The sequence below is a fragment of the Sphingomonas sp. genome (assembly GCF_026460985.1).
Taxonomy (GTDB): domain Bacteria; phylum Pseudomonadota; class Alphaproteobacteria; order Sphingomonadales; family Sphingomonadaceae; genus Sphingomonas.
On the sequence record NZ_JAPKNM010000003.1, the window covers coordinates 21,984 to 46,570 of the forward strand.

At 68.5% G+C, this 24,587-nt stretch carries 20 protein-coding genes; 8 read left to right on the plus strand and 12 right to left on the minus strand.

Annotation, left to right across the window (positions count from 1 at the left end):
- Positions 1-189: 189 nt before the first annotated feature.
- Positions 190-987 (plus strand): LytTR family DNA-binding domain-containing protein, encoded by a 798-nt coding sequence (locus MT490_RS01745; RefSeq protein ID WP_297383727.1) that lies wholly within the window; start codon positions 190-192, stop codon positions 985-987.
- Between the two features lie 234 nt (positions 988-1,221).
- Here the strand turns inward: MT490_RS01745 and MT490_RS01750 are convergent, their stop codons facing one another.
- The gene (locus tag MT490_RS01750; RefSeq protein WP_297383728.1) at positions 1,222-4,344 is read right to left on the minus strand and encodes a TonB-dependent receptor; all 3,123 of its coding nucleotides are present in this window, start codon (positions 4,342-4,344) and stop codon (positions 1,222-1,224) included.
- Positions 4,345-4,635: 291 nt separating this feature from the next.
- On the minus strand, positions 4,636-6,294 hold the full coding sequence (locus MT490_RS01755; RefSeq protein WP_297383729.1) for a glycosyltransferase family 39 protein: 1,659 nt from the start codon (positions 6,292-6,294) through the stop codon (positions 4,636-4,638).
- 28 nt (positions 6,295-6,322) lie between these two features.
- Here MT490_RS01755 and rfbF point away from each other — a divergent pair, with 28 nt between their 5' ends.
- Together rfbF and rfbG are read left to right on the plus strand one after the other, a co-directional pair.
- A complete protein-coding gene (rfbF, locus tag MT490_RS01760; RefSeq protein ID WP_297383731.1) occupies positions 6,323-7,096 on the plus strand; it encodes a glucose-1-phosphate cytidylyltransferase in 774 nt (257 codons plus the stop codon).
- Positions 7,081-8,226, plus strand: a complete 1,146-nt coding sequence (gene rfbG, locus MT490_RS01765) for a CDP-glucose 4,6-dehydratase (protein ID WP_297383733.1) — start codon at positions 7,081-7,083, stop codon at positions 8,224-8,226. The genes rfbF and rfbG overlap by 16 nt, the downstream gene beginning before the upstream one ends.
- 7 nt (positions 8,227-8,233) lie before the next feature.
- Here rfbG and MT490_RS01770 read toward each other — a convergent pair whose 3' ends face one another.
- From MT490_RS01770 to MT490_RS01815, 10 genes are read right to left on the minus strand one after another with little or no spacing between them, the layout of a single operon-like run.
- Entirely contained in the window at positions 8,234-9,142 is a 909-nt protein-coding gene (locus tag MT490_RS01770) for a class I SAM-dependent methyltransferase (RefSeq protein ID WP_297383735.1), read from the minus strand.
- Positions 9,139-9,540, minus strand: a complete 402-nt coding sequence (locus MT490_RS01775; RefSeq protein ID WP_297383736.1) for a GtrA family protein — start codon at positions 9,538-9,540, stop codon at positions 9,139-9,141. Before MT490_RS01775 ends, MT490_RS01770 begins: the two co-directional genes overlap by 4 nt.
- Positions 9,540-11,360, minus strand: coding sequence for a thiamine pyrophosphate-binding protein (locus tag MT490_RS01780; RefSeq protein ID WP_297383737.1), 1,821 nt, complete (start codon positions 11,358-11,360; stop codon positions 9,540-9,542). Before MT490_RS01780 ends, MT490_RS01775 begins: the two co-directional genes overlap by 1 nt.
- Entirely contained in the window at positions 11,357-12,370 is a 1,014-nt protein-coding gene (locus MT490_RS01785) for an NAD-dependent epimerase/dehydratase family protein (protein WP_297383738.1), read from the minus strand. Before MT490_RS01785 ends, MT490_RS01780 begins: the two co-directional genes overlap by 4 nt.
- Positions 12,367-13,659: a hypothetical protein gene (locus MT490_RS01790; RefSeq protein ID WP_297383740.1), complete on the minus strand. Its 1,293-nt coding sequence runs from the start codon at positions 13,657-13,659 to the stop codon at positions 12,367-12,369. The genes MT490_RS01785 and MT490_RS01790 overlap by 4 nt, the downstream gene beginning before the upstream one ends.
- Positions 13,656-14,624: a glycosyltransferase family 2 protein gene (locus MT490_RS01795; protein ID WP_297383742.1), complete on the minus strand. Its 969-nt coding sequence runs from the start codon at positions 14,622-14,624 to the stop codon at positions 13,656-13,658. The genes MT490_RS01790 and MT490_RS01795 overlap by 4 nt, the downstream gene beginning before the upstream one ends.
- The gene (locus MT490_RS01800) at positions 14,621-15,718 is read right to left on the minus strand and encodes a capsule biosynthesis protein (RefSeq protein WP_297383744.1); all 1,098 of its coding nucleotides are present in this window, start codon (positions 15,716-15,718) and stop codon (positions 14,621-14,623) included. The genes MT490_RS01795 and MT490_RS01800 overlap by 4 nt, the downstream gene beginning before the upstream one ends.
- Positions 15,715-17,517 carry an SLBB domain-containing protein gene (locus tag MT490_RS01805; protein WP_297383746.1) on the minus strand — a complete coding sequence of 601 codons (1,803 nt, stop codon included), beginning with the start codon at positions 17,515-17,517 and terminating at the stop codon, positions 15,715-15,717. Before MT490_RS01805 ends, MT490_RS01800 begins: the two co-directional genes overlap by 4 nt.
- A gap of 50 nt (positions 17,518-17,567) precedes the next feature.
- Complete coding sequence (locus MT490_RS01810) at positions 17,568-18,398, minus strand: inositol monophosphatase (protein WP_297383747.1); 831 nt, start codon at positions 18,396-18,398, stop codon at positions 17,568-17,570.
- Positions 18,399-18,401: 3 nt separating this feature from the next.
- Positions 18,402-19,214 carry an aldolase/citrate lyase family protein gene (locus MT490_RS01815; RefSeq protein ID WP_297383749.1) on the minus strand — a complete coding sequence of 271 codons (813 nt, stop codon included), beginning with the start codon at positions 19,212-19,214 and terminating at the stop codon, positions 18,402-18,404.
- A 196-nt stretch (positions 19,215-19,410) separates the two neighbouring features.
- On the opposite strand from MT490_RS01815, the gene MT490_RS01820 reads away from it, so the two are divergent.
- The 5 genes from MT490_RS01820 (at position 19,411) to MT490_RS01840 (ending at position 24,397) form a co-directional block, all read left to right on the plus strand.
- Positions 19,411-20,013: a M23 family metallopeptidase gene (locus MT490_RS01820; RefSeq protein WP_297383750.1), complete on the plus strand. Its 603-nt coding sequence runs from the start codon at positions 19,411-19,413 to the stop codon at positions 20,011-20,013.
- 101 nt (positions 20,014-20,114) lie between these two features.
- Positions 20,115-20,630: an RNA polymerase sigma factor gene (locus tag MT490_RS01825; protein ID WP_297383751.1), complete on the plus strand. Its 516-nt coding sequence runs from the start codon at positions 20,115-20,117 to the stop codon at positions 20,628-20,630.
- A gap of 30 nt (positions 20,631-20,660) precedes the next feature.
- The gene (locus MT490_RS01830; RefSeq protein WP_297383753.1) at positions 20,661-21,614 is read left to right on the plus strand and encodes a FecR domain-containing protein; all 954 of its coding nucleotides are present in this window, start codon (positions 20,661-20,663) and stop codon (positions 21,612-21,614) included.
- A gap of 22 nt (positions 21,615-21,636) precedes the next feature.
- Entirely contained in the window at positions 21,637-24,006 is a 2,370-nt protein-coding gene (locus MT490_RS01835; protein WP_297383755.1) for a TonB-dependent receptor, read from the plus strand.
- Positions 24,007-24,121: 115 nt separating this feature from the next.
- Positions 24,122-24,397 carry a hypothetical protein gene (locus MT490_RS01840; RefSeq protein ID WP_297383756.1) on the plus strand — a complete coding sequence of 92 codons (276 nt, stop codon included), beginning with the start codon at positions 24,122-24,124 and terminating at the stop codon, positions 24,395-24,397.
- The last annotated feature ends 190 nt before the right edge of the window (positions 24,398-24,587 follow it).

Sequence of the window (24,587 nt, forward strand, 5' to 3'; positions counted from 1 at the left end):
AAGAGAAGAAAGCTGTTGAGGCGTGCCGCGCCGTGGATTTTCGACCAGGACGGAGCCGCGAGCGACGAAGCCGGCGGGCGCGTCTGGTGCCCGGCGGAGAAACTGTGGTTGAAAGGCGGCGGTCGGGTTGCGGAGCGTCCGGACGGTGCTCGCGAAGAGCGGCTGTGACTCAACCGCGAGGTGCGCCAGATGAACAGCACGGCCTATTTGGCGGACCATGCCGGCGACGAGATCCTGCGGCGAGGGCGAGCGATCCGCATACTGCTGGCGGATTGGCCGGGAGGCCTCGACCGGCTTCGCAGGATGCTGACCGCCATGCCGGGGGTCGAAATCATCGGCGCCATGCATTCGGGGGCCGATGCGCGCAAGGCCGTCGGCGCGATGCGGCCCGACCTTCTCATCGTGAACGTGGACATGCCCGACGGCAGCGGCTTCGACGTCGCTTCGGCGGCGCGGGACGTCGAGATCGTCTTCGTGGCGCGCTCCCGCGATTGGGCGGCGGACGCCTTCTCCTGCAACGCGGCCGACTATCTGCTCGAGCCCGTGGCGTTCGACCGCCTGTGCGCGGCGGTGGAGCGCGCGCGCTATAACAGGCTGGCGAGCCAGGGACTCGCCGCGGACAGGTCCAATGCCGATGGCGGCCACCGGCGCGAAGGGCTTTGGGTCAAGACGGTCGGTGGGGCGGTCTTCGTGCCGATCGGCACGATCACGCGGATAGAGGCGCAGGGCGAGTATGTCCTGCTGCACACCGAGCAGCGGACCCATATGGCGCGATTGAAGATGTACGACCTGGAGATGCGGGTCGATCCCCATGGCCTGGTGCGCGTGCACCGGTCGTCCTTCGTGCAGCTGACGCAGATCGCCGCATTCAAGCGGGACGGAAACAGGATCGTGGAAGTGGAGTTGCGCTGTGGGACCCGGCTCAGCGTCAGCGCGCGATATTCCCGGTTGCTGCGCGAACGGCTGGCGCGAACCGCGCGGCTGTAGCGCCTCGGCTGCGCGGGGTGCTGGTCGCCCATCCCGTCGTCTGACGGGCAAAAAGAAGGGGCGGCGATTGCCGCCGCCCCCAAGAGGTCGCCGATCCTTCTAGAGTCTGATGACTTTACCTTCCCCCGTTCGTTTCGAGCGAAGTCGAGAAACCTTACACGCGCTTGAGACCCGTTTCTCGACTTCGCTCGAAACGAACGGAGGGAGAATGGGTCCAGCTCAAGTCATCCTGCTCTAGAAGTCGAGCTTGACGCCCAGGCGGAAGTAGCGCCCGAGGATGTTCGGACCGGCCCAGGCCGGGTTGTAGCCATAGAGGCCGTACGCCGCGTTCGGATCGAACGGCGGATCGGTATCCAGCAGGTTGAGCACGTTGGCGTAGATGGTGAACTGCTCGCCGATCTTGTGCGATGCGGTGAGATCCACGTTCCAGATCGCCTTCGAACGGCATTGAACCGGGGACCCATCGGGATAGGCTAGCGCACCGGCCACCACCGCGCTCTCGCAGTCGCCCGGCGTGGCGCCGAAATCGACCTGGGCCACGTCGTAACCGGCGGTGTAATAGGCGGTCGCCGACACGGTGGTGTCGCCGAAGGTCAGCGTGTTCTGCCAACTGGCGCGCCAGCGCGGCGAACCCGAGCACGATGTGGTGTTGCACGGGCTCAGCGTGCCCTCGAATTTCAGCGGCTCGGCTGCTTCGCCCGTGAACGGGTCCAGGATCGTAAGGTGGTTCTTGTCGAGGTACGAGGCCTCGAACGAACTGGCCAGCTTGACGCCGTCGCTGATGTTGAAGCTGGCGTTTGCGCCGAAGTCGACGCCTTGCACCACCTGCTGGTTCGCATTGACATAGGATGCCTCGATGAACCCGATATGCGGCAAGGCGCCGGGGAAGGCCGTGTCCGGCGTGCCGGGCGTAACGACGATGCCCGGAATGTTCACGACGCCGTTGTTCAGATAATATTGCCGAACCGCGGGCCCCGTGTCGGTGATGCCGACGATCTGATCACGGACCTTGATCCGCCAGAAATCGATCGTGAAGCTGACATTGCGGATCGGCTCGAAGATCGCGCCGAAGGTGAGATTCTGCGACCTTTCGGGCTTGAGCTTCGGGTTGCCGGTGCTGACCAGGCCGATCGAGAACGGGTCGGTGGCATAGCTGTTGTTCTGGTGCGCCTGGCAGAAGGCCGCGAAGGTCGTGCAGAAAGTGCCGCCGCCACGGCTGACGAACCCGGTGGTCGGGAGACCAAATGCTTCGTTGAAGCTGGGGATGCGGAAGCCCTTCGACCAGGTGCCGCGGAACGCCACCTGCGGGATCGGCGTGAACTTTGCGCCCACCTTCGGCGAGAAGTTCTTCTGGCCGGTCGAATAGGAATCGTAGCGACCCGATAGGTTCAGCTCGAATTGCTTGACGATCGGCGCGCCGATCTCGCCAAAGGCCGAGAAGACGTTGCGGCTGCCCGCGGTGCCCACGGCGTTGACGCCGTAATAGCGATCATAGGGATGCGCATCGTTCTGCGGGTTGGCGCTGGGTGCATTGATCGATTCATGGCGATAGGCGACGCCCGCCGCCGCCTGAAGCGGCCCGCCCGGCAAATCGAGCACCGTGTGCGAGACGCTCGCCGTGCCTTGCCAGAGATCGGAGTTCGAATCGGTGACGCTTGCCGGCATGACGAAATCCCAAGCCGATTGGGGGTTCGCATCGGGATTGGCGAAATTGAACGTGCCCCGGGCAAGCGCGTCCATGATCCGCTGCGGGATCGCGTAGCCGTTCTGGACTCGATTGAGCTTGACGTTCGAGGCCGTGAAGTCGGCCGAATAGTCCCACCCTTCACCGAGCGACCCCGAAAGGCCGATCACGCCGCGCAGCGCGCGCGCCGAGGTCTCGTCGGTACGCGGACGATCCGGCGTGAACAGCATCTGCGCCGTCTGCCCCGCCGCGGCATAGGGATTGTAGGGATTGAGCCTGCCGTTGGCGGCGGTGCAGCCGGTGTTCGTGCCGTTCAGCGTGCCGACGCCGGTGGCGCAAACATAGACCGGGGAGATCAGATTGTAGAGGCCTGCGCCGCTGGTCGGGTTGGTCGGCGTTCCGCGAAAGCTGAGGGCCGACAGCGTGGCGAAGCTGTCCGTCTGGTAGAAATTGCCCTGGACGTAGAGCTGATGGTTCTCGCCAAGATTCGCCGTGAAGCGCGTCGAGACGCCGAAACGCTCGATCTCGGGCTGGATCATGCCATAGGCCGCGACGTTGTTGATCTCGCAGACGTTGCCGGCCGCCGGAGCGGTCGTCGATCCGGCCTGCTGCGCCGCCGTGAGTTGTACCGGCGACCACCGGCCGCATCCCAGCGCCGGATTCAGGTAGCTGAACCGCCCGCTGCCCGTTTCGGCCCCGGCGGTGGTGACGGGACGCGTCAGCGCGATGCCGGGCGGGTTGAAGAAGAGTCGGGCGGAACCGTCGGCACTGATGCCGTTCCCGTTCAGATTCGGCAGGCACGAGCCGGCGCCGTTGCAGATTCTGCTCCAGTCGGCGGTGTTGAACGGATAGCCGCGGTCGCGCGCCCAGAGCGTGTCCTGCTTCTGATATTCGCCGCTGATATAGAAGTTGAAGCCGTGCTCGGTGAGATCGCCATAGCCCCAGGTCGCGTCGAACCGGCGCTCGCCGGCGTCGCCGCGCTGCGAGATGCCCGCCGAGCCGTTGAGATGCAGCCCCTGCACCTCCTTCTTGGTGATGACGTTGACCACGCCCGCCACCGCATCGGCGCCATAGGTCGAGGAGGCGCCGTCGCGCAGCACTTCGATGCGATCGACGATCGCGCTGGGGATGGTGTTGAGGTCGACGAAGTTGCGCTGGCCGTCGTCCGCGAGCGGATAGGGCGCCATGCGCAGGCCGTCGAAGATGCTCAAAGTGGCCTGTACCGTCAGGCCGCGCAGCGAGATGGCGGTCGCGCCGGCCGCGAAATTGTGGCCGTTGTTCCATCCGGCCGTGATCGTGCCGGCATTGCCGGCCGAAACGCGCTGCAGCGCTTCGGCGACCGTGTTGAGGCCGCGCTCCTCCATCGATTGCGCGGAAAGCACGGTGACGGGCGAGGGCGTCTCGGTGTTGGTCCGGCGGAAGAGCGAGCCGGTGACGACGATGGTCTCGTCGGAAGCGGCGTCTTCCGCGGCGGCGGCCTGCACCGGCTCGGCGGTGTCGAGCTGTGCCGGCTGCTCCTGGGTAGTGGCGGCCGGAGCCTCCGCCGCGGGGGCGGGATCCGGTGCTGCCTGGCCGCCTGCATCCTGCGCATGAGCAGGCGCCGTCAGCAAGGCCGCGCAGATCGCAGTGGACCCGAGCAACAGCCGGGCCATCGTGGTGCTTCGATTGATCATTACCAGTCCTCTGTTTGTCTGCCGCGCCGCCTCTCGAGGCGTGCGTCGGCGGAGACGCTCGACGTTGTTGCGCGGCGCAGGCACCTGAAAGTCGCGCCCCCGGATCAGTGAATTTGTTTCAAGATCAGGTGGTTACGGTATCAGGTGTGCCACCGCGTCGTCGCTGGGCCGGTTCTCGGGAAAAGTTCGGACACAGTTGGAGTCGGAAGTCGCCAACGACTCCCTTTCCGCTGTGGCGCGGCGAAACCGGATCCTGGCGCGACGGATTCCGCCGCGGTCTATCGCCGCGGTCTATCGCGGAGACGGCGGTCGAACGGTCTCGAAGATATGGATGGTCGGCCCGGCGCGCCGGCCGTCGACGGGTGCTATGACGGCGCGGAGCGCGCTCCCTTGGGTGAGCGCCGCGTAACGCCGCCATTCCTGGGCATAGCTCGTCCGCGCGTCGCGATAGCGGTCATAGTGGCTCAGGATCAGGTAGCGGGCACGGCAGCCGGCGAGGCGTGGCATGTCGACGCTCGCCAGGTCGACGATCGGACTGCCCGAGCGCAGCTTCTCGACTTCGGCATAACGGATCCGTCCCGCCAGCGCGGCGCGCGCATCGACGCATCCGGCGCTGCCGAGCGGGAAGAGCAGCTTCCAGGGGCCGGAGACCAGGTCGATCGCCGCATGCTCGACCAGGATCGTGCTGTCCGCCGGCACGTGCGCATGGATCCAGGCCGAGGCCAGCTGGCGGGTATCGTTGGCCCGCGCGACCGCCCGGAGCTGGGTCGTGTGCAGCATCGGGAACACGAGCAACAGAGCGGCCAGCGGCTCGAGCGCGCGCAGCGGCCTCCCCGTGCGTGCGCGCACCATGTCCGCCAGCGCGTGTACGGCATAACCGCAGGCGATCGCCGTGAAGGGGAGCAATGGGATCAGCCATCGCTCCCAGCGCAGCGCCTGGATGCAGATCAGCACGGCGAAGGCGGCGATGCCCGGCAGCAGCGCGATCGCCGCCACGCGGTTGCGGAGCGGCAGCAGGATGGCGCCGAGCGCGGCGAGCGCGACGCCCGCCGCGCCGAAGGAAGTACGCAGGGGACCGGCATACCAGGCCAGATTGGCGAGGAAGCCGCCGCCGGTGGCGCCCGGATGCATCGGACGCGCCTCGCCGGTGAGATTGCGGACGACGGCGGGATAGTCGAGCAGGAGATAGGGCGACGCCACGAACAGCGTCGCCACCGCGGCGCCGGCGAACAGCAGGAGCTTGCGTCCATCCGGGCTGCCCCGGGCGATGCGCCAGATTCCCGCGGCGACCGGGCTCAGCGCGACCGTGGCGGCGGGCCATTTGGTGGCGCAGCCGAGCCCGACGAAGATGCCCGCCAGCAGATAGTCGCGCAGCCTGCCATGCTCGACGATCGCGAGCGTGGACGACAGGCAGAGCAGCATGAAGACGCTGGCCTGGATGTCGGTGCGGATGAGCTGCGAAGTGTCGATATGCACCGCGTTGACCGCGAGGAAGGCCGCCGCGAGCAGCCCCGTCCGCGTGCCGCCGATCCGTCGGCCCAGCCGCCAGGTGAGATAGACGCAGAGCACGCCGCAGGTGGCGATGAACAGCCGGGCGGGGAGGAAGAGGATCCCCGGGTCCGCATAGACCGCGCTCACGAAGGCGTCGGCATCGGCGTAGCGGCCGGTCGCGATGCCGATCACGCCGACGGCGAGGCTGATCAGCGCTAGGCAATAGAGGGTGATCGTGCCCGGATGGCCGAACCAGCCTGGGTTCAGGCTGTGGTTCCGCAGCATCTCGATCGCGGTCATCATGAACAGCGGCTCGTCGGGATCGTTGAGCGCGGGAAGCCCGAAGCCGATCCCGCGCACGCGCAGCCCCGCCGCGAGCAGCAGGATCAGGAGCAGCAGGCCTCGCTGCGTCCAGGAATCGCGGGGCGACTTACGGGCTGGGGGGGAGGGGAACGTCATCGTGCTGAAGTGATGACGTGGAGTGACGATGCGAACCGTAATCCTGGCCGGCGGTCTGGGCACCCGGCTCGGCGAAGAGACGTCGGTGCGGCCGAAACCGATGGTCGAGATCGGCGGGATGCCGATCCTCTGGCACATCATGAAGATCTATTCGGCGAGCGGTTTCAACGACTTCGTCGTGTGCCTCGGCTATAAGGGCTATCTGATCAAGGAGTTCTTCGCGAACTATTTCCTCCATACCTCCGACGTGACGATCGATCTGCGCGGCGGCAACGGCATGGAGGTCCATTATGCGCGCAGCGAGCCGTGGCGGATCACGCTGGTGGAGACCGGCGCGACGACGATGACCGGCGGCCGGCTCGCGGCGATCCGCCCCTATCTCGATCCCGGCGAGCCCTTCTGCTTCACTTATGGTGACGGCGTGGCGGACATCGACGTTGGCGCGCTGGTAAACTTCCACAAGGCGCACGGCCGGCGCGCGACGATCACTTCGGTTTCGCCCCCCGGCCGCTTCGGCGCGCTCGAATTCGATGCGGGCAAGGTGGTCGACTTCAAGGAAAAGCCCGCGGGCGACGGCGGGCAGATCAACGGCGGCTTCTTCGTCGCCGATCCTTCGGTGCTCGACCTGGTCGACGGGCCGGATACCGTGTGGGAGGCCGGCCCGCTCGAACGGCTCGCGCGCGGCGGTGAACTGATGGGATATCGCCACGACGGCTTCTGGCAGCCGATGGATACGCTGCGCGACAAACTCTACCTCGACGAATTGTGGAAGGCGGGCAACGCGCCGTGGAAGCGCTGGTGAACGGCTGGCGCGGGCGCCGGGTCCTCGTCACCGGCGATACCGGATTCAAGGGCAGCTGGCTGAGCCTGTGGCTGCACGCGCTCGGCGCCGAGGTCACCGGCTTCGCATTGCCGCCGCCCAGCGAGCCGAGCCTGTTCGACGCGGCGCGCATCGGCGAGCTGATCGAGCATCATGAAGGCGATATCCGCGACCTGGCCGCGGTGCGCGCGGTGGTGGAGGCGTCGCGGCCCGAAGTGATCTTTCACCTCGCCGCGCAGCCGCTGGTGCGGCTCTCCTATCGCGAGCCGGTCGAGACCTATGCGACCAATGTGATGGGGACGGTGCATCTGCTCGAAGCCGCGCGGCGCGCGCCCGACGTCAAGGCGATCGTCTGCGTCACCAGCGACAAATGCTACGAGAACCGCGAATGGGTCTGGCCCTATCGCGAGAACGACCCGATGGGCGGGCACGACCCCTATAGCAGCAGCAAGGGGTGCGCCGAGCTGGTCGCGGCGGCGTATCGCAGCTCATTCTTCGCCAAAGGGCCCGCGCTCGCCACGGTACGCGCGGGCAACGTCATCGGCGGGGGCGACTGGGCCGGCGACCGGCTGGTGCCGGACCTGATCCGCGCGTTCGAGGCGGGCGCCGCGCCGCTGATCCGCTCGCCGAATGCGGTGCGGCCATGGCAGCACGTGCTCGAAGCGCTGGGCGGCTATCTGCGGATCGCCGAACGGCTGCTGGCCGGGGAGCGCCAGTTCGCCGATGCGTGGAACTTCGGCCCTTCGGACGACGACACGCAGCCAGTTTCGTGGATCGTCGAGCGCATGCGCGCGGCCTGGGGCGGCGAGGCGGCCAGGCCCGTCGCCGATACCGCTTCACGCGTGCACGAGGCGGGATTGTTGCGGCTCGACTGCTCGAAGGCGCGCGCGGCTTTGGGCTGGCGTCCGACGTTGAACCTCGAACAGGCGCTCGACTGGATCGTCGCCTGGCACAAGGCGATCGGGCGGGGCGAGGATGCCCGCGTGGTCACCCTCGCCCAGATCATGGACTATTCGGCGGCAGCCAACCATCCCTCCGTCACCCCCGCGAAGGCGGGGGCCCATCTCCCGGACGTGCCGCACAATGCACCGGTGCCGCTTTCGCGGGGATGACGGTAGTTTAGGCGACAGTCGCCAAAGTTAACATGTTGCCCAGCCGCAGCCCGAGCGAGAAGGCGGGCAGCGGCACCCGATCGAGCTCGAGCCCGACGGTCCAGGCCGCCTGGCGCGCGAGGAACGCGACCGGGAAATAGTTGCGGCTGCGCGTCACGCGCGCGCCGGCATAGCCTGCGCGGCCGAGTAGCGCGGTGATCGTCGCCGGATTGTAGAGCTCGGGATGCTGGAGGCAGAAGGGCGGCCAGCGCATGCCCATCAGCCGGCGCAGCAGCGACTTCTCGTTGTGCGTCACGATCAGCAGCGTGCCGCCGGGCCGCAGCTTGGCGCGGATCTGGGTCAGCATCGCCAGCGGATCGAGCAGGTGGTCGAGCACATGCACCATCACCGCGAGCCCGACGGATCCGTCCGGCACCGGCGACAGGTCGTCCATGTCGGTGAGCACGCTTGCCGGCCGTCCGTCCACCGAGGCGACCAGCGTCTCGTGGATCGCGCGATTGGGCTCGAACAGCCAGAAATGCGCGAAGGTGCCGCGCGTCGCCGCCTCGCGGACGATATGGCCGGTATCGGGACCGATTTCGAGATAGCCGCCGTCGAGCTGCGCATGCGCCGCGGCTGCGTCGAAATAGCCCTTCTGGGTGGCCGCGATGGCATCGTTCGAGACGATCTCCATGTTGGGCGCCATGCTCGAATAGAGCTCACCGAGCCGCGCGCCGTCGAAGAAGCGCGGATTGTAGAGCAGCCCGCAGCCGAGGCAGCGATGATAGGTGAAGAAGCGCTTCTCGCTGAACAGCCCCGACCAATAGGGACGCAATGCCTCGACGTTCATCGTCTCGGCGCGGACCGGGCTGTGCGCTTCCTCGCGCGTGTGGCTGGCACCACAGGCCGGGCAGGCGCGGTGGAGGAATTCGCTCATGCCAGGTCTCCGGCGGATCGGAAGGTGACGCGGCTGTGCCAGAACCAGCTGCCGAGGATCAGCGCGGCGGTGAAGCCGAGTTGTGCGACGATCGGGGGCACGCCGCCCAATTCGACGAGCAGCGGCAGCGCGGCCCAGTTGGCGGCATAGTTGAACAGATAGAAGCTCGAAAAGGCGCCGAACTCGCGCGCGACGTTGCCGCGGGTGCGGAACACGCCGATTTTGTAGGTCGCGAAGGCGAAGCACAGGCTGATCGCCTGGGCGGCGGCGAGCGCGACCAGATAATGCGTATGGAACGCCGGCACGCTCCACAGCAGCAGCGGATAGATCGCCAGCCCGAACGCGGTGTTCGCCGCGCCGGCCAGCATGAAGCGGAGCGGACGTTCGGCGCGTGGCATCATTCCTCCTCCAGCAGCGCGACGCGCATGTTCTCGCGCAGCACCTCGCGCGGGAGGAAGGGCGAGAGATCCTCGAGCGGCGGCGAGGTTATCCGGCCGTCGGGATGCGCCTTGGCGCTGAGCTTTGGTGCGAAGGCGACATGTTCGTCGACGAAGATCTCGCAGACCACCGGACCGTCGGCGGCCAGCGCCGCCTCGATCGCGCCGGGAAGCTGGTTGTGCGAATCCGCGCGGAAATAGGCGAAGCCGAACGCCGCCGCGACCTTGGAGAAATCGGGGAAGGTGACGTTGCTCTTCGGGCCTCCGCCGACCTCGACGCCGTTGAAGAAATTGCGGTGGGTCTGGAAGATCGAGACATAGCCGTTGTTGTTGATCAGGAAGACCTTCACCGGCAGGCCGTAGCCCGCAATGGTCTGCATCTCCTGCAGGTTCATCATGATGCTGCCGTCGCCGGCGATCGCGATCACGCGTTGCCTGCCGCCGGTCGCGGCGCAGACGCCGATCGCGGCGGGCAGGTCGTAGCCCATCGTCGCGCAGCCCGAATTGGTCCAGAGCCGTTGGCCACGCTTGATCTCGGCGGCCTGGAAGCTGACCACGCAGGCGCTGCCGTTGCCGGTGACGACGACGTCGTCCTCGCCGAGCCGGGCGAACAGCGCGTCCATTGCGACATAGGGGTGCACGGCGGGGCCGTGGTTGCGATATTCGGGGAGCACGGCCGGGAAATTCCAGACGCGCTCGCGCGACCATTCCAGCCATTCGCCGTGCGCGGACGCGGGCCCCTCGTAGGGCGCTTCGAGGAGCGCCGGGATCAGGTCGGCGAGATCGGCGACGACGGGCATGTCGGGCGTGACGGTGGGCTTGCGCAGTTCCACGGGGTCGATGTCGACCCAGATCTTGAAGGCTTCGCGCGCGAAGGTCTTCCAATTGTAGCTGACCTGGCGGATGTTGAGCCGGCTGCCGAGGATGAGCAGCAGATCCGCGCTCTGCGTGACCATGTTGCCGCCGCGATCGCCGACCGTGCCGGGGCGGCCGGCATAGAGCGGGTGGGCGTTCCACAGCACGTCGTGCGCGTTCCAGCCGGTGACGACGGGGACGCCTAGCTTCTCGATCAGGCGCAGGAAGTCGGCATAGGCGCCGCTCAGCCGCACGCCGCTGCCGGCGAAGACGACGGGACGCTCGGCGGTCCGGAGCTTGTCGAGGATGGCGCGGGCGGTGGCGTTAAGATCAGTCGCCTTCCACGGCTCGTCGAGTTCGGCTGGATCGAAGCCCACCAGTTGCGATGGATCGATCTTCGCCGCCTGTATGTCGAGCGGGATGTCGAGCCAGACCGGACCGGGGCGGCCGGACTTGGCGAGGTAGAGCGCCTTTTCGAGATGGTAGCGGATGCTGAGCGGGTCGGTGACCATCGTCGCATATTTGGTGATCGGGCGGACGAGCTCCTCGATGTCGAGCTCCTGGTCGCCGAACTGGCGCAGCGGCAGGCCGGTGGCGCGCACCGTCGTCTCGGTCTTCACCTGGCCCGAGATCACCAGCATGCCGATCGAATCGACATAGGCGCCATAGACGCCGGTGATCGCGTTGGTGCCGCCGGGGCCCGAGGTCACGTTGACCACGGCAAGGCGATTGGTCAGCCGGTAATAGGCCTCGGCCGCCATCGCGAGCGCCTGCTCGTGATGGGTGAAGGTGGTGGCGAGCTTCGGATGCGTACCGAGCGCGTGGTTGAGGTGCATCGCGCCGCCGCCGGTGAGCATGAAGACATGGTCGACGCCGTGCGCGGCGAGCCTGTCGGCCACCCAGTCGGCGAGCTTCACTAGGGTCATGGTTTCCATCCGTTGGAGAGCGCGGTGCGGCGGATCGCGTCGTCGAGCTTGACCGTCGCGGCGACGCCGAGCTCGGCGCGCGCGCGTGCGGTCGAAGGCACGTAGCGGCCGGGATTCCAGCCGGGATCGGGCTTGCCGAGGATCTCGACGCCCGGGCCGCCGAGCAAGGCCGCGGTGCGGCGGGCGAGGTCGGCGATCGAGATCGCTTCCTCCGATCCGACATTGCAGACGGTACCGGGCTGACCGGCGATCAGCAGCGTCCAGAGCCAGACGGTGAGATCGGCGGCGTAGAGATAGGAGCGCACCGCCTCGCCCGACCCGACCACGCGGATCGTCCGCCCCTGCATCGCGTCGCGGATGAAATTGCCCGCCGCGAAATGGATGTCGAGTGAGAGCAGGGGGCCGAGCAACGCGAAGATGCGCGCATTGACGACGTCGAGGCCGAACTGCCTGGCATAGATCGCGCAGAGCATCTCCGCCGCGCGCTTGCCCTCGCCATAGGCCGAAAGCGGATCGCACGGGTCCGGCCCGCCGCGCCAGTCCTCTGCGACATGCGTCACGTGCGGCGGCTGGGCGCCATAGACCGCGCCCGAGCTGAGGAAGAAGAAGCGCGCATCGCCGCAGCTATTGGCGAGATCCAGCGCGTTCCGGGTGCCCTGGACGATCGTGTCGAACATCCGCCGTGGATCGCTGGCATTGAGCGCCGCGCTCGCATCGGTGGCGGCGTGGATGACGTGCGTATAGTCGGCGGTGGGCACGGGGAAGCGCGTCACGTCGCCGGCGACGAGCCGGAAGCGCGCGGCGAGGTGCGGTGCGCGTGCCCTGAAGCCTTCGGGATCGCGGCTGAGCAGCGTGACCTCGGCATCGATGCCCGAACGCGCGAGCGCCTCGAGCATCCAGCGGCCGATGAAACCGGTGCCCCCGGTCATGAAGATCCGCGCGCCGGAAAGCCGCGGCCAGAGCGGGGCGAGCGCGGCGCTGATCGCCGCCATGTCCTGCTCGAAGATCATGCCGGTACCAGCCAGAGCGACGGACGATGCGTCCGGTGCGCGCGCGCCACCCGAACGAGACTGTCGATCGCCAGCGCCCAGAGGATCAGCGCCACCAGCCCCGGCCGCACGAAATGGCCGATCGCGAGCCCGAAGCTCGGCGTCACCGGTCGGCCGCTCAGCCAACTGTTGGTCGAGAGTTCGAGCACGGTCGAGAGCGGCCAATCGGTGACGAGGCAGAGCAGATAGGCGCAGGTGATCGCGACGATCGGGCTGGCGCCCTTCCACGGCTCGAGCAGCACGAGGAAGAGCAGGAAGGTCTGGGTGTAGCCGCCGGGCGACTGCGTCACGAGATAGGCGGCGAGCAGGATCGTCGAGATGCGGTGGAGCGGCAGCGCCCTGGGCTGGAGCCACGCGCCCGCCAGCGCCAGCAACGCGACGAGCTGGCTCGCGCGGATCACGATGGGGACGAGGAACTCGATGGTCTCGACGGTGCGCGAGGGCACGAATTGGAGCACCGGGATCTGCGAGTTCCGCACCAGCAGCAGCGGCGCATAGCTGGTCGAATAATGGATCTCGTTCCACACCTGCCCGCTCTGGAACACCACCCAGTTGGCGGTGTTGGCGACCAGCTCCATCGGCGTGCCGGCGCCGACGATCGCCAGGGTGACGAGATAGACGAAGACCGTCGCGATCCCCGCCAGTTCGAGCGCCCGCCAGTCGCGCTTCACCGCGTGCGCGAGCACGGGGAGGAGCAGATAGGGCTTGAAGTTGATCGTCGCCGCTGCGGCCAGCCAGCGCCACGGGCCGCGCGTTACCAGCGGACCGTGCGCGATGACGAAGGCGGCGAAGGCGACGAGGATGAGGTTGCCGCGCTCGAGCGTGAACAACAGGGGGAGTCCCAGGCCGAAAGCGATCGTGCGCATCGGCGCGGTGCGCGGGTCGATGCGGCGGAAGCTCAGCCAGACGAGCAGCACGTCGAGCAGGTAGAAGGCGAAGATCACCGCCCGGCCGAGCCAGTCGCAGTCGCGGGCGTGGAAGGGCGACTGGAGATAGCAGCCTGGCAGGCTGAAGATGTCGAGGAACACGAAGGAGAGCGGCGGATAGATGCTCCGCCAGACGTCGTACGCACCCGGGTGGTTGGCCCAATAAGCGGTGTTGAACCAGTCCATGAAGGTGTCGTTGGTGTCGAACACGAAGGGCTGCGGCAGATAGCCGGTCGCACGAAACCACAAAGCGGTGGACGCCAGGCTCGCAACCACGGCGAGCGCGAGCAGCAGCTCGGGCAGGAGGCGCAGGCGCCCGTTCACGGCCGCCGGATCAGGGTGCGCATGGCGGGGCGCGCGCGCTCGGGGGGGAAGTTGATACGCTCGGCCTCGATCACCAGCGGCACGTTGCGGCTGCGCTCGGCGAGCATGCGCACCTGATCGCCGATCAGGCCGAGGAACAGCAGGACGATGGCGAACATGGCGAAGGCGATCGCGAAGCCGAGCAGGGCGAGGCTAGGGCCGCCGAGCAGAGCGGCGGTTGCCGCTGCGGCCAGAAGCGGCAAGGCGATTCCTCCCGCGACGAACGAGAGCGCTATCGGTGCCCGCAGCAACGACTTGGCCGATCCGGCCAGCCCCGACAGCGCGAAGGACGCGAGCGCGCCGAAGCCGTTCTTGCTCGTGCCCGCGACGCGTTCGGGCCGGTCGAAAGGCACCACGGCGAGCCGGAAGCCGCTCTCGACGAGCATGCCGCGGAAGAAGGGCTCGGGCTCGTTCCACGCCGCCAGCGTGTCGACCACCGCGCGGTCGAACAGGCCGAAGCCGGTCGCGCCGGGAATCACCGGATAGTCGCCGAACCTGCGCAGGAAGGCGTAGCCCAGCCGGCGCGTGGCGCCCAGCAGCGGCGATGCGCGCTCCGATCGCCGCTGTCCGAGCACGATCTGCGCGCCCGCGCGCCACTGGCGGACGAATTCGCCGATCATCGCGGGCGGATCCTGGAAGTCGGCGCACATGCCGATCACCGCCGCGCCCTCGGCCTGGTAGATGCCATAGGTCGGCGAGCGCATCTGGCCGTAATTGCGGTTGTTGAAGATCGCGCGGATACGCGGATCCTCGGCGCAGAGCGCGCGCATATGCTCGCGGGTGGCGTCGGTGGAGCAATTGTCGATCAGCAATATCTCGTGCGAGCGCGCGTGCCGCACCGCCTCGGCGGTCACCGCGGCGCAGATCGCGCGGACATTCTCCTCCTCGTTGTAGCAGGGGATGACGATCGACAGCTCGGGGGTCATTGCGCGGCCTTGCGTCCGAGACGGAGGTCGATACCGGTCGCGGGCGCGTAGAGCTCGGTGAACAAAGCGAGCGCGATCAGCAGCGCGAGCAGCGCGACTGCGGGGACATTGTACTTGCGGTCGGAGTCGAGCCGCGGCGCTTCGATCAGCTGCACGTCCGACGCGGTCTCCGCCGCGAGCGTCTCGACCGCGACCTCTTCGGACGAGCGCGCATAGACCTCGTACAGCGCCTGGGCGAAGCGATAGTCGCGATAGAGGTTTAGATATTCGCCCGAGACCTCGGACAGGCCGGCGACGTTGGGGCCGGCGACGCCCGCGCTCGGGCTCGCGGTGCGCGCGATCTGACCGCGCAGCGAGGCGACTTCGGACTGGACTGCCTGGAGCTGCGGATTCTCCTCGCCCTGGAAGCGCTGGAGCGTCTGCAGCTCGACGAGCTTCGCCTGGAGCTGCGCCTCGAGCCCCGCGCGCAGCGACAGCGCCGAGCCCAGTTGCGCCTCGGGCTCGGCGAGCCGGTTGCGGCGCCGGAAGTCGTTCAGCGCTGCCTCGCTCCTCACCACGCGACCGGCCGCCTCCTTGAAGCGCTCCTGCACCACCTCGCGCTTGCGGCGGACGCGGTCGCGCCCGAGCGCGATGATCCGGTCGCTGATCGCCTGGACATAAGCGCGCGTCATCGCCTCGGCCTGCGCGGCGTCGTGGGTGCGCACTTCGACCTCGACGATCCCGCCGGTCAGCGAGTGGATGTCGGCCTTCTTCGCCAGCGCGACGCGGGCGCGGTCCTGGCTGGCATAGCCGTCGGGGCCCACCAGCTTGAGCTTGCCGATCACGGCGTCGGTGACTTCGGTGCCGCGCGCGATCGCGAGGTACATGTCGATCGGCTGCTTGGCGCCGCCGAACAGCGCGGCGAAACCCTGGAGCTGGCCGCCCAGCGCGTTCATCATCGAGCCGAGCCCGATGCTGTTATTGTCCTGCGGCACCAGCTTGGCGCGGGCGACGAAGGGCTGCGGGAAGAGGCAGAGCAAAGCGAGGACGACGGCCAGCACCGCATAGCCGATCCGCCGCCGACGCGGCTCCGCCAGGATCGCGATCAGGCTCAATTGGCCAGCCCCTTGATCGAGGCCGCGCCGACCAGCCCGCCGAACAGGGTGCCGGTGATGTCGCGCAGCCGCGCCCAGAACTCGCCGCGGTTCGCGTCGATGGGGACATAGACCAGGTCGCCCGGCAGAGCGGGGGCGCGCAGCACGCGCTTGCCGTCCGCCAGCACGGTGCCGTTGGCGCGGACGACGAAGATTTCGCTCTTGTCGCCCAGCTTCTGCACGCCGCCCGCCGAGTGGACGAAGTCGCCGATCGTCGCACCCTCGCGCCAGGCGAAGGAAGCGGGCGTCGGCACCGCGCCGAACACGCCGACCGTCACCGGTCGCGGCGGGACGTAGATGGTGTCGTTATTCTCGAGGATCAGCTCGGCGGGCAGCGCGCGTGCGGTCACCGGCAGGTCGAACACCAGCCGCCCGCTGGGCTTGCGCTCGCGCAATTGCTCGACGATCGAGCGGACGAGCGCGAGATTGGCCGGCTGGACCAATTGGGCGCGATTGGCCGAAGTGACCGGCTGCGAGGTGAGCAAAAGCTCGACATCCTCCACGGCGCGCTCGAAGCTCTGCTGCTGCTGCGCCTTGACGCTCTCGCGCGTGATGACGCTGGCATAGGGGAAGGCCTGCGGCGTCAGCCCGCCGGCCTCGGCCACCACTTCGGAGAGGCTGGTGCCGGGCTTGAAATAATAGCGGCCGGGCTTCGACACTTCGCCGCTGATCGTGACCAGCACCGATTGCTGCGCGAGCGGGCGGGCGATGCCGACATTGGAGAGCACGCGGACGATGTCGCCGCGGCGCGCCTTCCGGGTTCCCGCTTCCGCCGCGCTCAATTGCTCCCAGCCGGTCTGCTCGCGGCCGAGCGAGTCGAACACCATCAGCCGGCTGGCATCGGCCACGGTGTTGACGCCGCCCGCGTAGCGGATCGCATCGTCGAGCGTCTCGCCGGGGCCGACCTCGAAGATCGCCTCGCGGTTGACGCTGCCGATCACCGCGACCTGCTCGCCTGCCGGGGCGATGTAGATGACGTCGCCGTTCTGGAGCACCGCGTCGCCGCTGCGGTCGCCCTTGAGCAACAGGTCGTAGAGATCGAAATCCGAGACCAATTGGCCGCCGCGGCGCAGCTGGATCGAGCGGAAGCTGCCGCCGGCGGCCGGGCCGCCCGATGCCAGCACGGCGTTGACCAGGGTCGACAGGCTGCCGACGGTGTAGGAGCCCGGCATCGCGGCGAAGCCGGTGACGTAGACGGTCACGCCGTGCAGCCGCGCCACGGTCACTTCGAGCTGGAAGCCGCGATATTGCCGCGAGACGCGCCGCGCGATCACGTCGTGCAGATCGCCGTAGCGCACGCCCGCGAGCGCGATCGCGCCGATCCGGGGAACGAAGATGCGCCCCTCGCTGTCGATCGTCAGCCGGAGATTGGCCGCCTGGACCGAGCCGGTGAGACCGAGGAGCAGCTGGTCGCCGGGGTTGAGGCGATAGTCGGGCGGCACGGTGGCGCTCGGCCCGGCGGTGAAGTCGCGCGCACCGGGCACGAGCAGCTCGGCGCCGAAACGCCGTAGCGGCGTGCCCGCCGCGGCCGATACGAAGGCCTCGAACTCGCTGGGAGGCGTCGGTGGTGTCGGCTTCGCGGGCACCTCCCGTGGTTGCTCGGACGGATCGGGAACGGGCGCCTCGATCACCGTCGGTTGATAAGGGGCGACTTCGCTGGGTGGGACGGCCACCTGCGCCGCGGCGGCGCCGCGCGCGAGCGGATTGGTCGCCTGCTGCGTCGTCGCGACCGGAGAGGCGATCTGCGCAGCGACGGGCACGGGCACAGCTGAGACGAGCGCGCAGCCCGTGAGAAGCTTCCAGCGAGCAATCATGCGGCGAGGCGATCTCTTTCGACGAGTCCGGCCGCCGGACTCAGCAGGACATCGGCAGCGCGTTCCCACAGCCGGGGAGTTGCGGCAGCGAGCACGCCGCGTCCAGGACCGCCGACGCGCCAAGGGGAGCCGTCCCAATGCGTGACCATGCCGCCGGCCTCGGTCACGAACAGTGCGCCGGCGGCGTGATCCCAGGGGAGGATGCGCTGGAACAGGGCGACGTCATCCTCGCCGCGCACGAGACGGGGATAGCTCGCGGCGGCGCAACGCGGGACGGGTACGACGTCGAGGTGCAGATCGGCCTGGGCGTGGACGCGCGCGCGCCGATCGGATGGGAGGAAGTGCGTGCCCAGCGCCGCGCGCGGGCGTATCGCGCCGGTCGGACGGGCGCGGACGACCGCGCCGTCGCAGGTCGCGCCCATGCCGCGCACAGCATGGCAGAGCCGGCCGCTCAGCGGATCGAGCATCCACCCCGCGACCGTGCTGCCATTCTCGACCAGCGCGATCATCATCCCGAAGGGTGCGCGCCCGGCGGCGAAATTGGCGGTGCCGTCGAGCGGATCGACCAGCCAGACCAGCCCTTCTCCGACGCCGTCGAGCAGGGCGGGATCCTCCTCGACCGCTTCCTCGCCGAGGACCCGAGCGCCGAGCCCGAGCGCCATGAGCCCGTCGTGCAGACGAAGCTCGGCCTCGCGATCGGCGACGGTGACGATCTCGCCCGCGCTCTTGATCGCAACTTCATGTTCGGCGAGCCCGCGGAAGCGCGGCATCACCACCTCGGCGGCTACGGCGCGCATCAGCGCCGAGACTTCTTCGTGCAGTGGCATGGGTCAGGCGGCCGCGCTCGCGAGCCGGTTGATCGTGGCGTCGGAACTGCGTTCCTGGATCATCCGGATGCGCGACAGGTCCTCGTCGGCGATCGCGTGATAATATTCGCGCTTGTTCTCGAGCCAGGCGAGCTCGAACGCCACGGCATTGGCGATGCCCGCATCGAACAGCGGCGATTCCGCCGCCGAACCGTCGAAGATCACCTTCCGGGTCTCGAACCGGTCGAGCCGGACGCCGCGGATCTCGCGGAGTGCAGGGCCCGCCTCGACCGCGACCGAGCCGCCGACCACGAGGGTGAGATCGTTGGCGGCGCATGCCTGCGCGACCTGCAGCACCGCATCGGTGATCTGACGCTCGTTGATCGCCTTGCGCGGCAGCCCGCGCGAGAGCGTGAAGTCGACGCGGCCGAAGACGATCCCGTCGAGCTTGGCCTTGGCGATCGGCAGCATCGCGTCGAGGTTGCGCAGAGTCGCTTCGGTCTCGAGGTTGAACAGGAACTGCGTGCCCTGCGGGTTGTCGCCATAGGTCTTGGCCTTGGCCTCGACGAACTTGGTCAGGGCATAGGGCGTCTCGACCATCGGCGCGATCACATGGTCGACGCCGTAGAGCTTCGAGGCGAGCAGGTCCGAAACCGCCTCGCACCCGCCGATCTTGAGCGCGACCTTCAGGTCGGCGCGATGCGCGAGCTCGAGCAGGCGCAGGAACTCGTCGGGCCGCGTGCCCTCCGCCTCGAACTCCGCCTTGACCGCGACGACGCCATAGCGGTCGCGACCTTTCTTGAGCATGTCGAGCATGCGGCGTTCCGTGGCATTCATCCGCGCCTCCCTGGCAAAAAAGCATGTACTGGCAGGGAGTGAGACGGAGCTTGGCGCGGGATTCCGCAAAGGTTCGGCCCACGGGATTTTTTTCATTTAATGTGTACGGGTCGGGCCGATCGGCTCCGTCAGGACAATGATGCCCGGCATTTTGTCCCTGGTTCTGTCGCTATGGTCCCCCCCGGACCTAGGACCAGTGGCGCCGGGCATCACCGAACTTCCCGGTGGTCGCGATGCGGCCTTCCGGGTGCCGCCGGTCGATCCGGCGCGCGCGGCGCCGACGGCTCCGATCGAGGCCGAGCCGCGACGATCGTCCGACGCCCGCATGGTACTTCCCAGGCTTTCCTCGCATTTCGGGCGCCGTGGCGATCCGATCCGCGGGGGAGCGGCGATGCACTACGGCATCGACATTCCCGGGCGGCTCGGCACGCCGGTGCTGGCGTCGGCGCCCGGCGTCGTGCGCTTCGCCGGCACCGCGGGGAGCTATGGCGGGATGGTGGAGATCGATCACGACGGAGCGTTCGGCACGCGTTACGCGCATCTGTCGCGCATCCTCGTGCGCCCCGGCGCGCGTGTCGAGCAGGGGCAGCCGGTCGCCCTGATGGGGTCGACGGGGCGATCGACCGGCAGCCATCTCCATTTCGAAGTGCGCATCCGCGGCCGCGCCGTCGATCCGTTGCGCTATCTGGGCGCGGAGGCGCCGGCGCCGGCCAAGGCTTGGATCGAGGCGGAGACGCCCCATGTCTCGGCCTTCGCCCGGGCTCGTGCCGCCGCTGAACCGCAGGGGCCCGCGCTCTGAACCATCATGAAGCCTCATTTGCGACCAAAGGGCGATCTTCCCGCTCCGAACATTCCGTACCGGGGTTGGCAAGCATCCCGGGGCGTGCTTTGCCGCGCCCGATGAGTCCGGCCGACGATATCAGTGGCCTCCAGCGCGTCATCCTGAACGAGCGCAGCCGGTTGCTGCGTTTCCTCGCCGCGCGCGGCGTGGGCGACGATGCGGAGGACGCGCTTCACGACCTGTGGCAGCGGGTCGCGGCCGCGCCTGCCCAACCGATCGCGGATCCGCTCTCCTATCTGTTCCGCGCCGCCGAGAATCTGGCCCGCGACCGGAGGCGGTCGAGCGTGAGCCGCGACCGGCGCCAGCAGGACTGGCACGACGCCAGCCTGTCGAACGAGGAGGAGCCGCCGGGCGAGCGTGCGCTCATTGCCCGCGAGCAGCTGCGCGAGGTCCAGTCGACGCTCGCCGCGCTCGGGCCGCGCGTCGAACGGGTGTTCCGCCGATGCCGGCTCGACGGTGTCGGCCAGGCGGCGATCGCGCGCGAGCTGGGGGTCAGCCTGAGTTCGGTCGAGAAGGACCTGCAGAAGGCCTATCGCGCGCTCGCGCAGCTCAGGGCGAAATTCGATGCGGAATAATCGCCCCGCCTCCGTCATAGGGACATGGCGATGAGCGCACAGGATATGGAAATCGAGGAGGCGGGCCGGCTCTGGGCGATTCGCGTCCGCGATCCGGCGTTCGCCGATTGGGACGGCTTCACCGAATGGCTCGAGGGCGACCCGGCGCATCTCGTAGCCTATGAGGCGGCGCTGGCGGACGAAGGCTGGGCAGTGGATTTGCTCGCTTCGGCACCCGCGCCCGTCGGGGTAGAGCAAGTCACGACCCGGCCGCGCCGCAGCTGGTGGCCTGCGGCCGGCGCGGCAGTAGCGGCGGCCATCGCCGCGATGGGGGGCTGGGCGGTGCTCGACCGCGACGCGCCGGCGCAGCAGATCGCCACCGCGCCGGGCGAGCATCGCACGATCGATCTTGCCGACGGCTCCCGCATGACGCTCAACGGCGCCACCCGCGTGACGATCGATCCCGACATGCCCCGCCAGGTTGCGCTGGCGCAGGGCGAGGCGCGGTTCGAAGTGCGGCACGACGCGAGCGATCCCTTCGTCGTCCTGTCGGGCGGGACGAAGCTGGTCGACGCCGGCACTGTCTTCAACGTGGTGCAGGATGGCGATGCGATCGAAGTCGCGGTGTCCGAAGGCGCGGTGATCTTCGAACCCGGCGCGAACGAGGTGCGGCTCGCGCCCGGGGACACGCTGCAGCGCGCGGGCAAGGGCGCCAGGCCCGTGCTCGGCAAGGCCAGTCCCCAGGCGATCGGAAGCTGGGCCTCGGGCGAGCTGCAATATGACAATGCATCGTTCGATCAGGTGGCGCGCGACCTGAGCCGCAGCCTGGGCCGGCCGATACGGCCCGCCGCGGGCAGCGAGCGGCTGACGGTCGGCAGCGGAACGCTGGTGCTGCGGGGAAGTCCCGACGAAGTGCTGGCGCGGGCCGGGCCGCTGCTCGGCGTGCGGTTCGTTGCAGAAGGGGAAGGATGGACGATGTCCCCCGCCCATGGTCCGCCCCGCTAGCCCCCTCGCCCTGGTTTCCTTGATGGTCGCGTCTCCTGCGCTTGCGCAGGAGCGAGCGGCCGAGGTCGACATCGGCGCATCGCGGCTCGACGCCGCGATAAAGTTGCTCAGCCGGCAGACCGGCGCCAGCATCGGCTTTCGCGAGCCGAAGCTGGCGCATGTGCGCGTGCGCGCGGTGCGGGGGCGGTTCACCGCCTCGCAGGCGCTCGAGCGGATGCTGGTCGGGATGGAGCTCCGCGCGCGCCGCGTCGCGCCGGCGACCTATCTCGTCGAGCGCTTTGCCGCCCCGCCCGTCGCCAGACGCACGCGGCCGGCGGCGAGGCCGGTCGTTCAGGCCGAATCCTCGTCCACTCCGGGCGACATCGTGGTGACCGCGACCAAGCGCGACGTGCCGATGAGCGCCTATCCGGGCGGGGTGCAGATCGTCGCCGGATCGGAGCTTTCCCCTGCCGAAGGCCTGCGCGGGACCGAAGCCATCGAGGCCCGGATCGCCAGCGTGGCCTCGACGCATCTCGGGCCCGGTCGCAACAAGCTGTTCATCCGCGGCATCGCCGATTCGAGCTTCGTCGGCCCGACCCAGTCGACCGTCGGGCAATATTGGGGGAACAGCCGCATCACCTATAGCGCGCCCGACCCCAATTTGCGGCTCTACGACGTCAAGAGCATCGAAGTGCTCGAAGGGCCGCAGGGCACGCTTTACGGCGCCGGATCGCTCGGCGGCGTGGTGCGCGTGGTGCCGCGCTCGCCCGATCTGCGGACGTTCGAAGGCGCGGCCTGGGGCGGGGTGCTGGCGGTCCAGCACGGCCAGCCCGGCGTCGACGGCGGCGCGATCCTCAACATTCCCCTGAAGGAGGACGTGATCGGCCTTCGCGCGCTCGCCTTCGGATCGATCGAGGGCGGCTATATCGACGATGTCGGCCGCGGGCTCGAGGACATCAACCGGGTCCGCACTTTCGGCGGACGCGCGGCGCTCCGCGTCGATCCGGGCGACGGCTGGACGGTCGACCTGAACGCGGTGGGCCAGCGCATCCATGGCGACGACAGCCAATATGCCGAGCGCAACATCGGCGAGCTCGATCGCGCGAGCGGCATCGCCCAGCCTTTCCGCAACGATTATTGGTTGGCCGATCTCGTCGCGCGCAAGAACTGGGGGTCGCTCGAGCTGACATCCTCGCTCGGTTATGCCGGTCAATATGTGTTCGAGCGGTTCGAGGGGCCCGCCTTGAGCGATGCGGGCGATCCCGCGATGCGGCCCGCGGTGAGCGCGCCGACGGCCGCCTATTCACAGGAAAACCGGATCTCGATGGTGACCGGCGAGCTCCGGCTGGCTCGGCGCGGGGAGAACGGCACCGGCTGGCTGCTCGCCGCCAGCCTGCTGCGCAACGAGGCACAGACCAATCGCCGCATGGAGGCCGCTCCGTCGAGGGTGCCGTTGACCGGGGTCACCAATCATGTCGAGGAAGCGACCCTCTACGGCGAGTTCACCGCGGAGCCGATCGAGCAGTTCACGGTCACCCTGGGAGGGCGGCTGACGCATGCGCGCCTGTCGGGCAGCTCGGAGGACGTGGCGGAGCTGATCGCGTTCCGCGTCGATCCGGGGGCGCGCGCATCGCGCTCCGAGACGCGCTTCCTCCCCTCCGTCGCCGCAGCCTATCGCGCCGCGGACCGGCTGACCCTGTTCGCGCGATACCAGCAGGGCTTCCGGCCGGGGGGCATCGCCGTCCGCCGCGAGTTCATCCAGCGCTTCGCCGGGGACCGGGTGTCGACCATGGAGGCGGGCGCGCGCTATCGCAGTCCGGCGCTCGATCTCGCGGTGAGCGCATCGGCCACGCGCTGGATCGACATCCAGGCGGACCTGGTCGACGGCTTCGGCTTCCCGACCACCGCCAATGCTGGCGACGGTCGCGTCCTTTCGCTCGGCATGATCGCGCGCTGGCGTCCGATCGCGGGGCTGGAGCTCGACGCGGCGCTGTACCTCAACGACAGCAAGGTGACCGAACGCTCGCTCGTGACCCTGCCGCTCGAACTGGGGACGGCGGAGATCGAGCGCCTGCCCAACGTCGCCGATGCCAGCGGCAGGCTGGGCTTCGCCTATACCGAATCGCTGGGCGGCGATCTCGAGCTCAGCGCCAACGGCTATGCGCGCTATGTGGGCAAGTCGACGCTCGGGATAGGTCCGATCCTCGGGCGGCTGCAGGGCGACTATCTCGACACGGGCGTCGAGGCCCGCGTCGGCGACGCGCGGCGCGGGATCAGCCTGGCGCTCACCAATCTGCTCGATGCCCGCGGCAATCGCTTCGCATTGGGCTCGCCCTTCCTCATCCGCGATCGCGACCAGACCACGCCGCTCAGGCCGCGCAGCATCCGGCTGGGCTTCGACCTGAGCTTCTGAGTGCTTGCGAGCCGGGTGGGGCGCTGTCAAAGTCCTGCCAGCTCCCTCTCTCCGCAGGATCCGACATGCGCCTGACCTTCATTCCCGTCCCTTCATCGTTCGGGAGAATCGGTCGATGACGGCGCTGCGCCTTTCCGACTTCGCGGCCGGCACGGTGTACGACGTTTCCGCAGGCGACGGGGTCTTTCCGCTCGCGCTCGACAAGACGCAGGCGCTCTCCGATTCGGGGCGCGAAGGCGGGTCGTTCCGGCTCGAATTCCTCGGTCCGAACGAGCCGGTACTGCCGCAGGCGATCTATCGCTTCGCGAGCGGCGAGGCCGAGCACGAGATCTTCATCGTGCCGATCGCCCGCGGCGAGGGCGGGGTGCGCTACGAGGCGGTCTTCTACTAGGCTGTATCGACATTCAGGCGAGCGAGGCGTTTCAATCCTCCCCCGCCAGGGGGAGGTGGCACGCGCAGCGTGACGGAGGGGGCGGAACCACTGCGCTCAATTAGAGAGGGCATTGCTTACCTCCCCCTCCGACGCCTTCGGCGCCACCTCCCCCTGGCGGGGGAGGATTTTGAATGTCGATCCGTCCTAG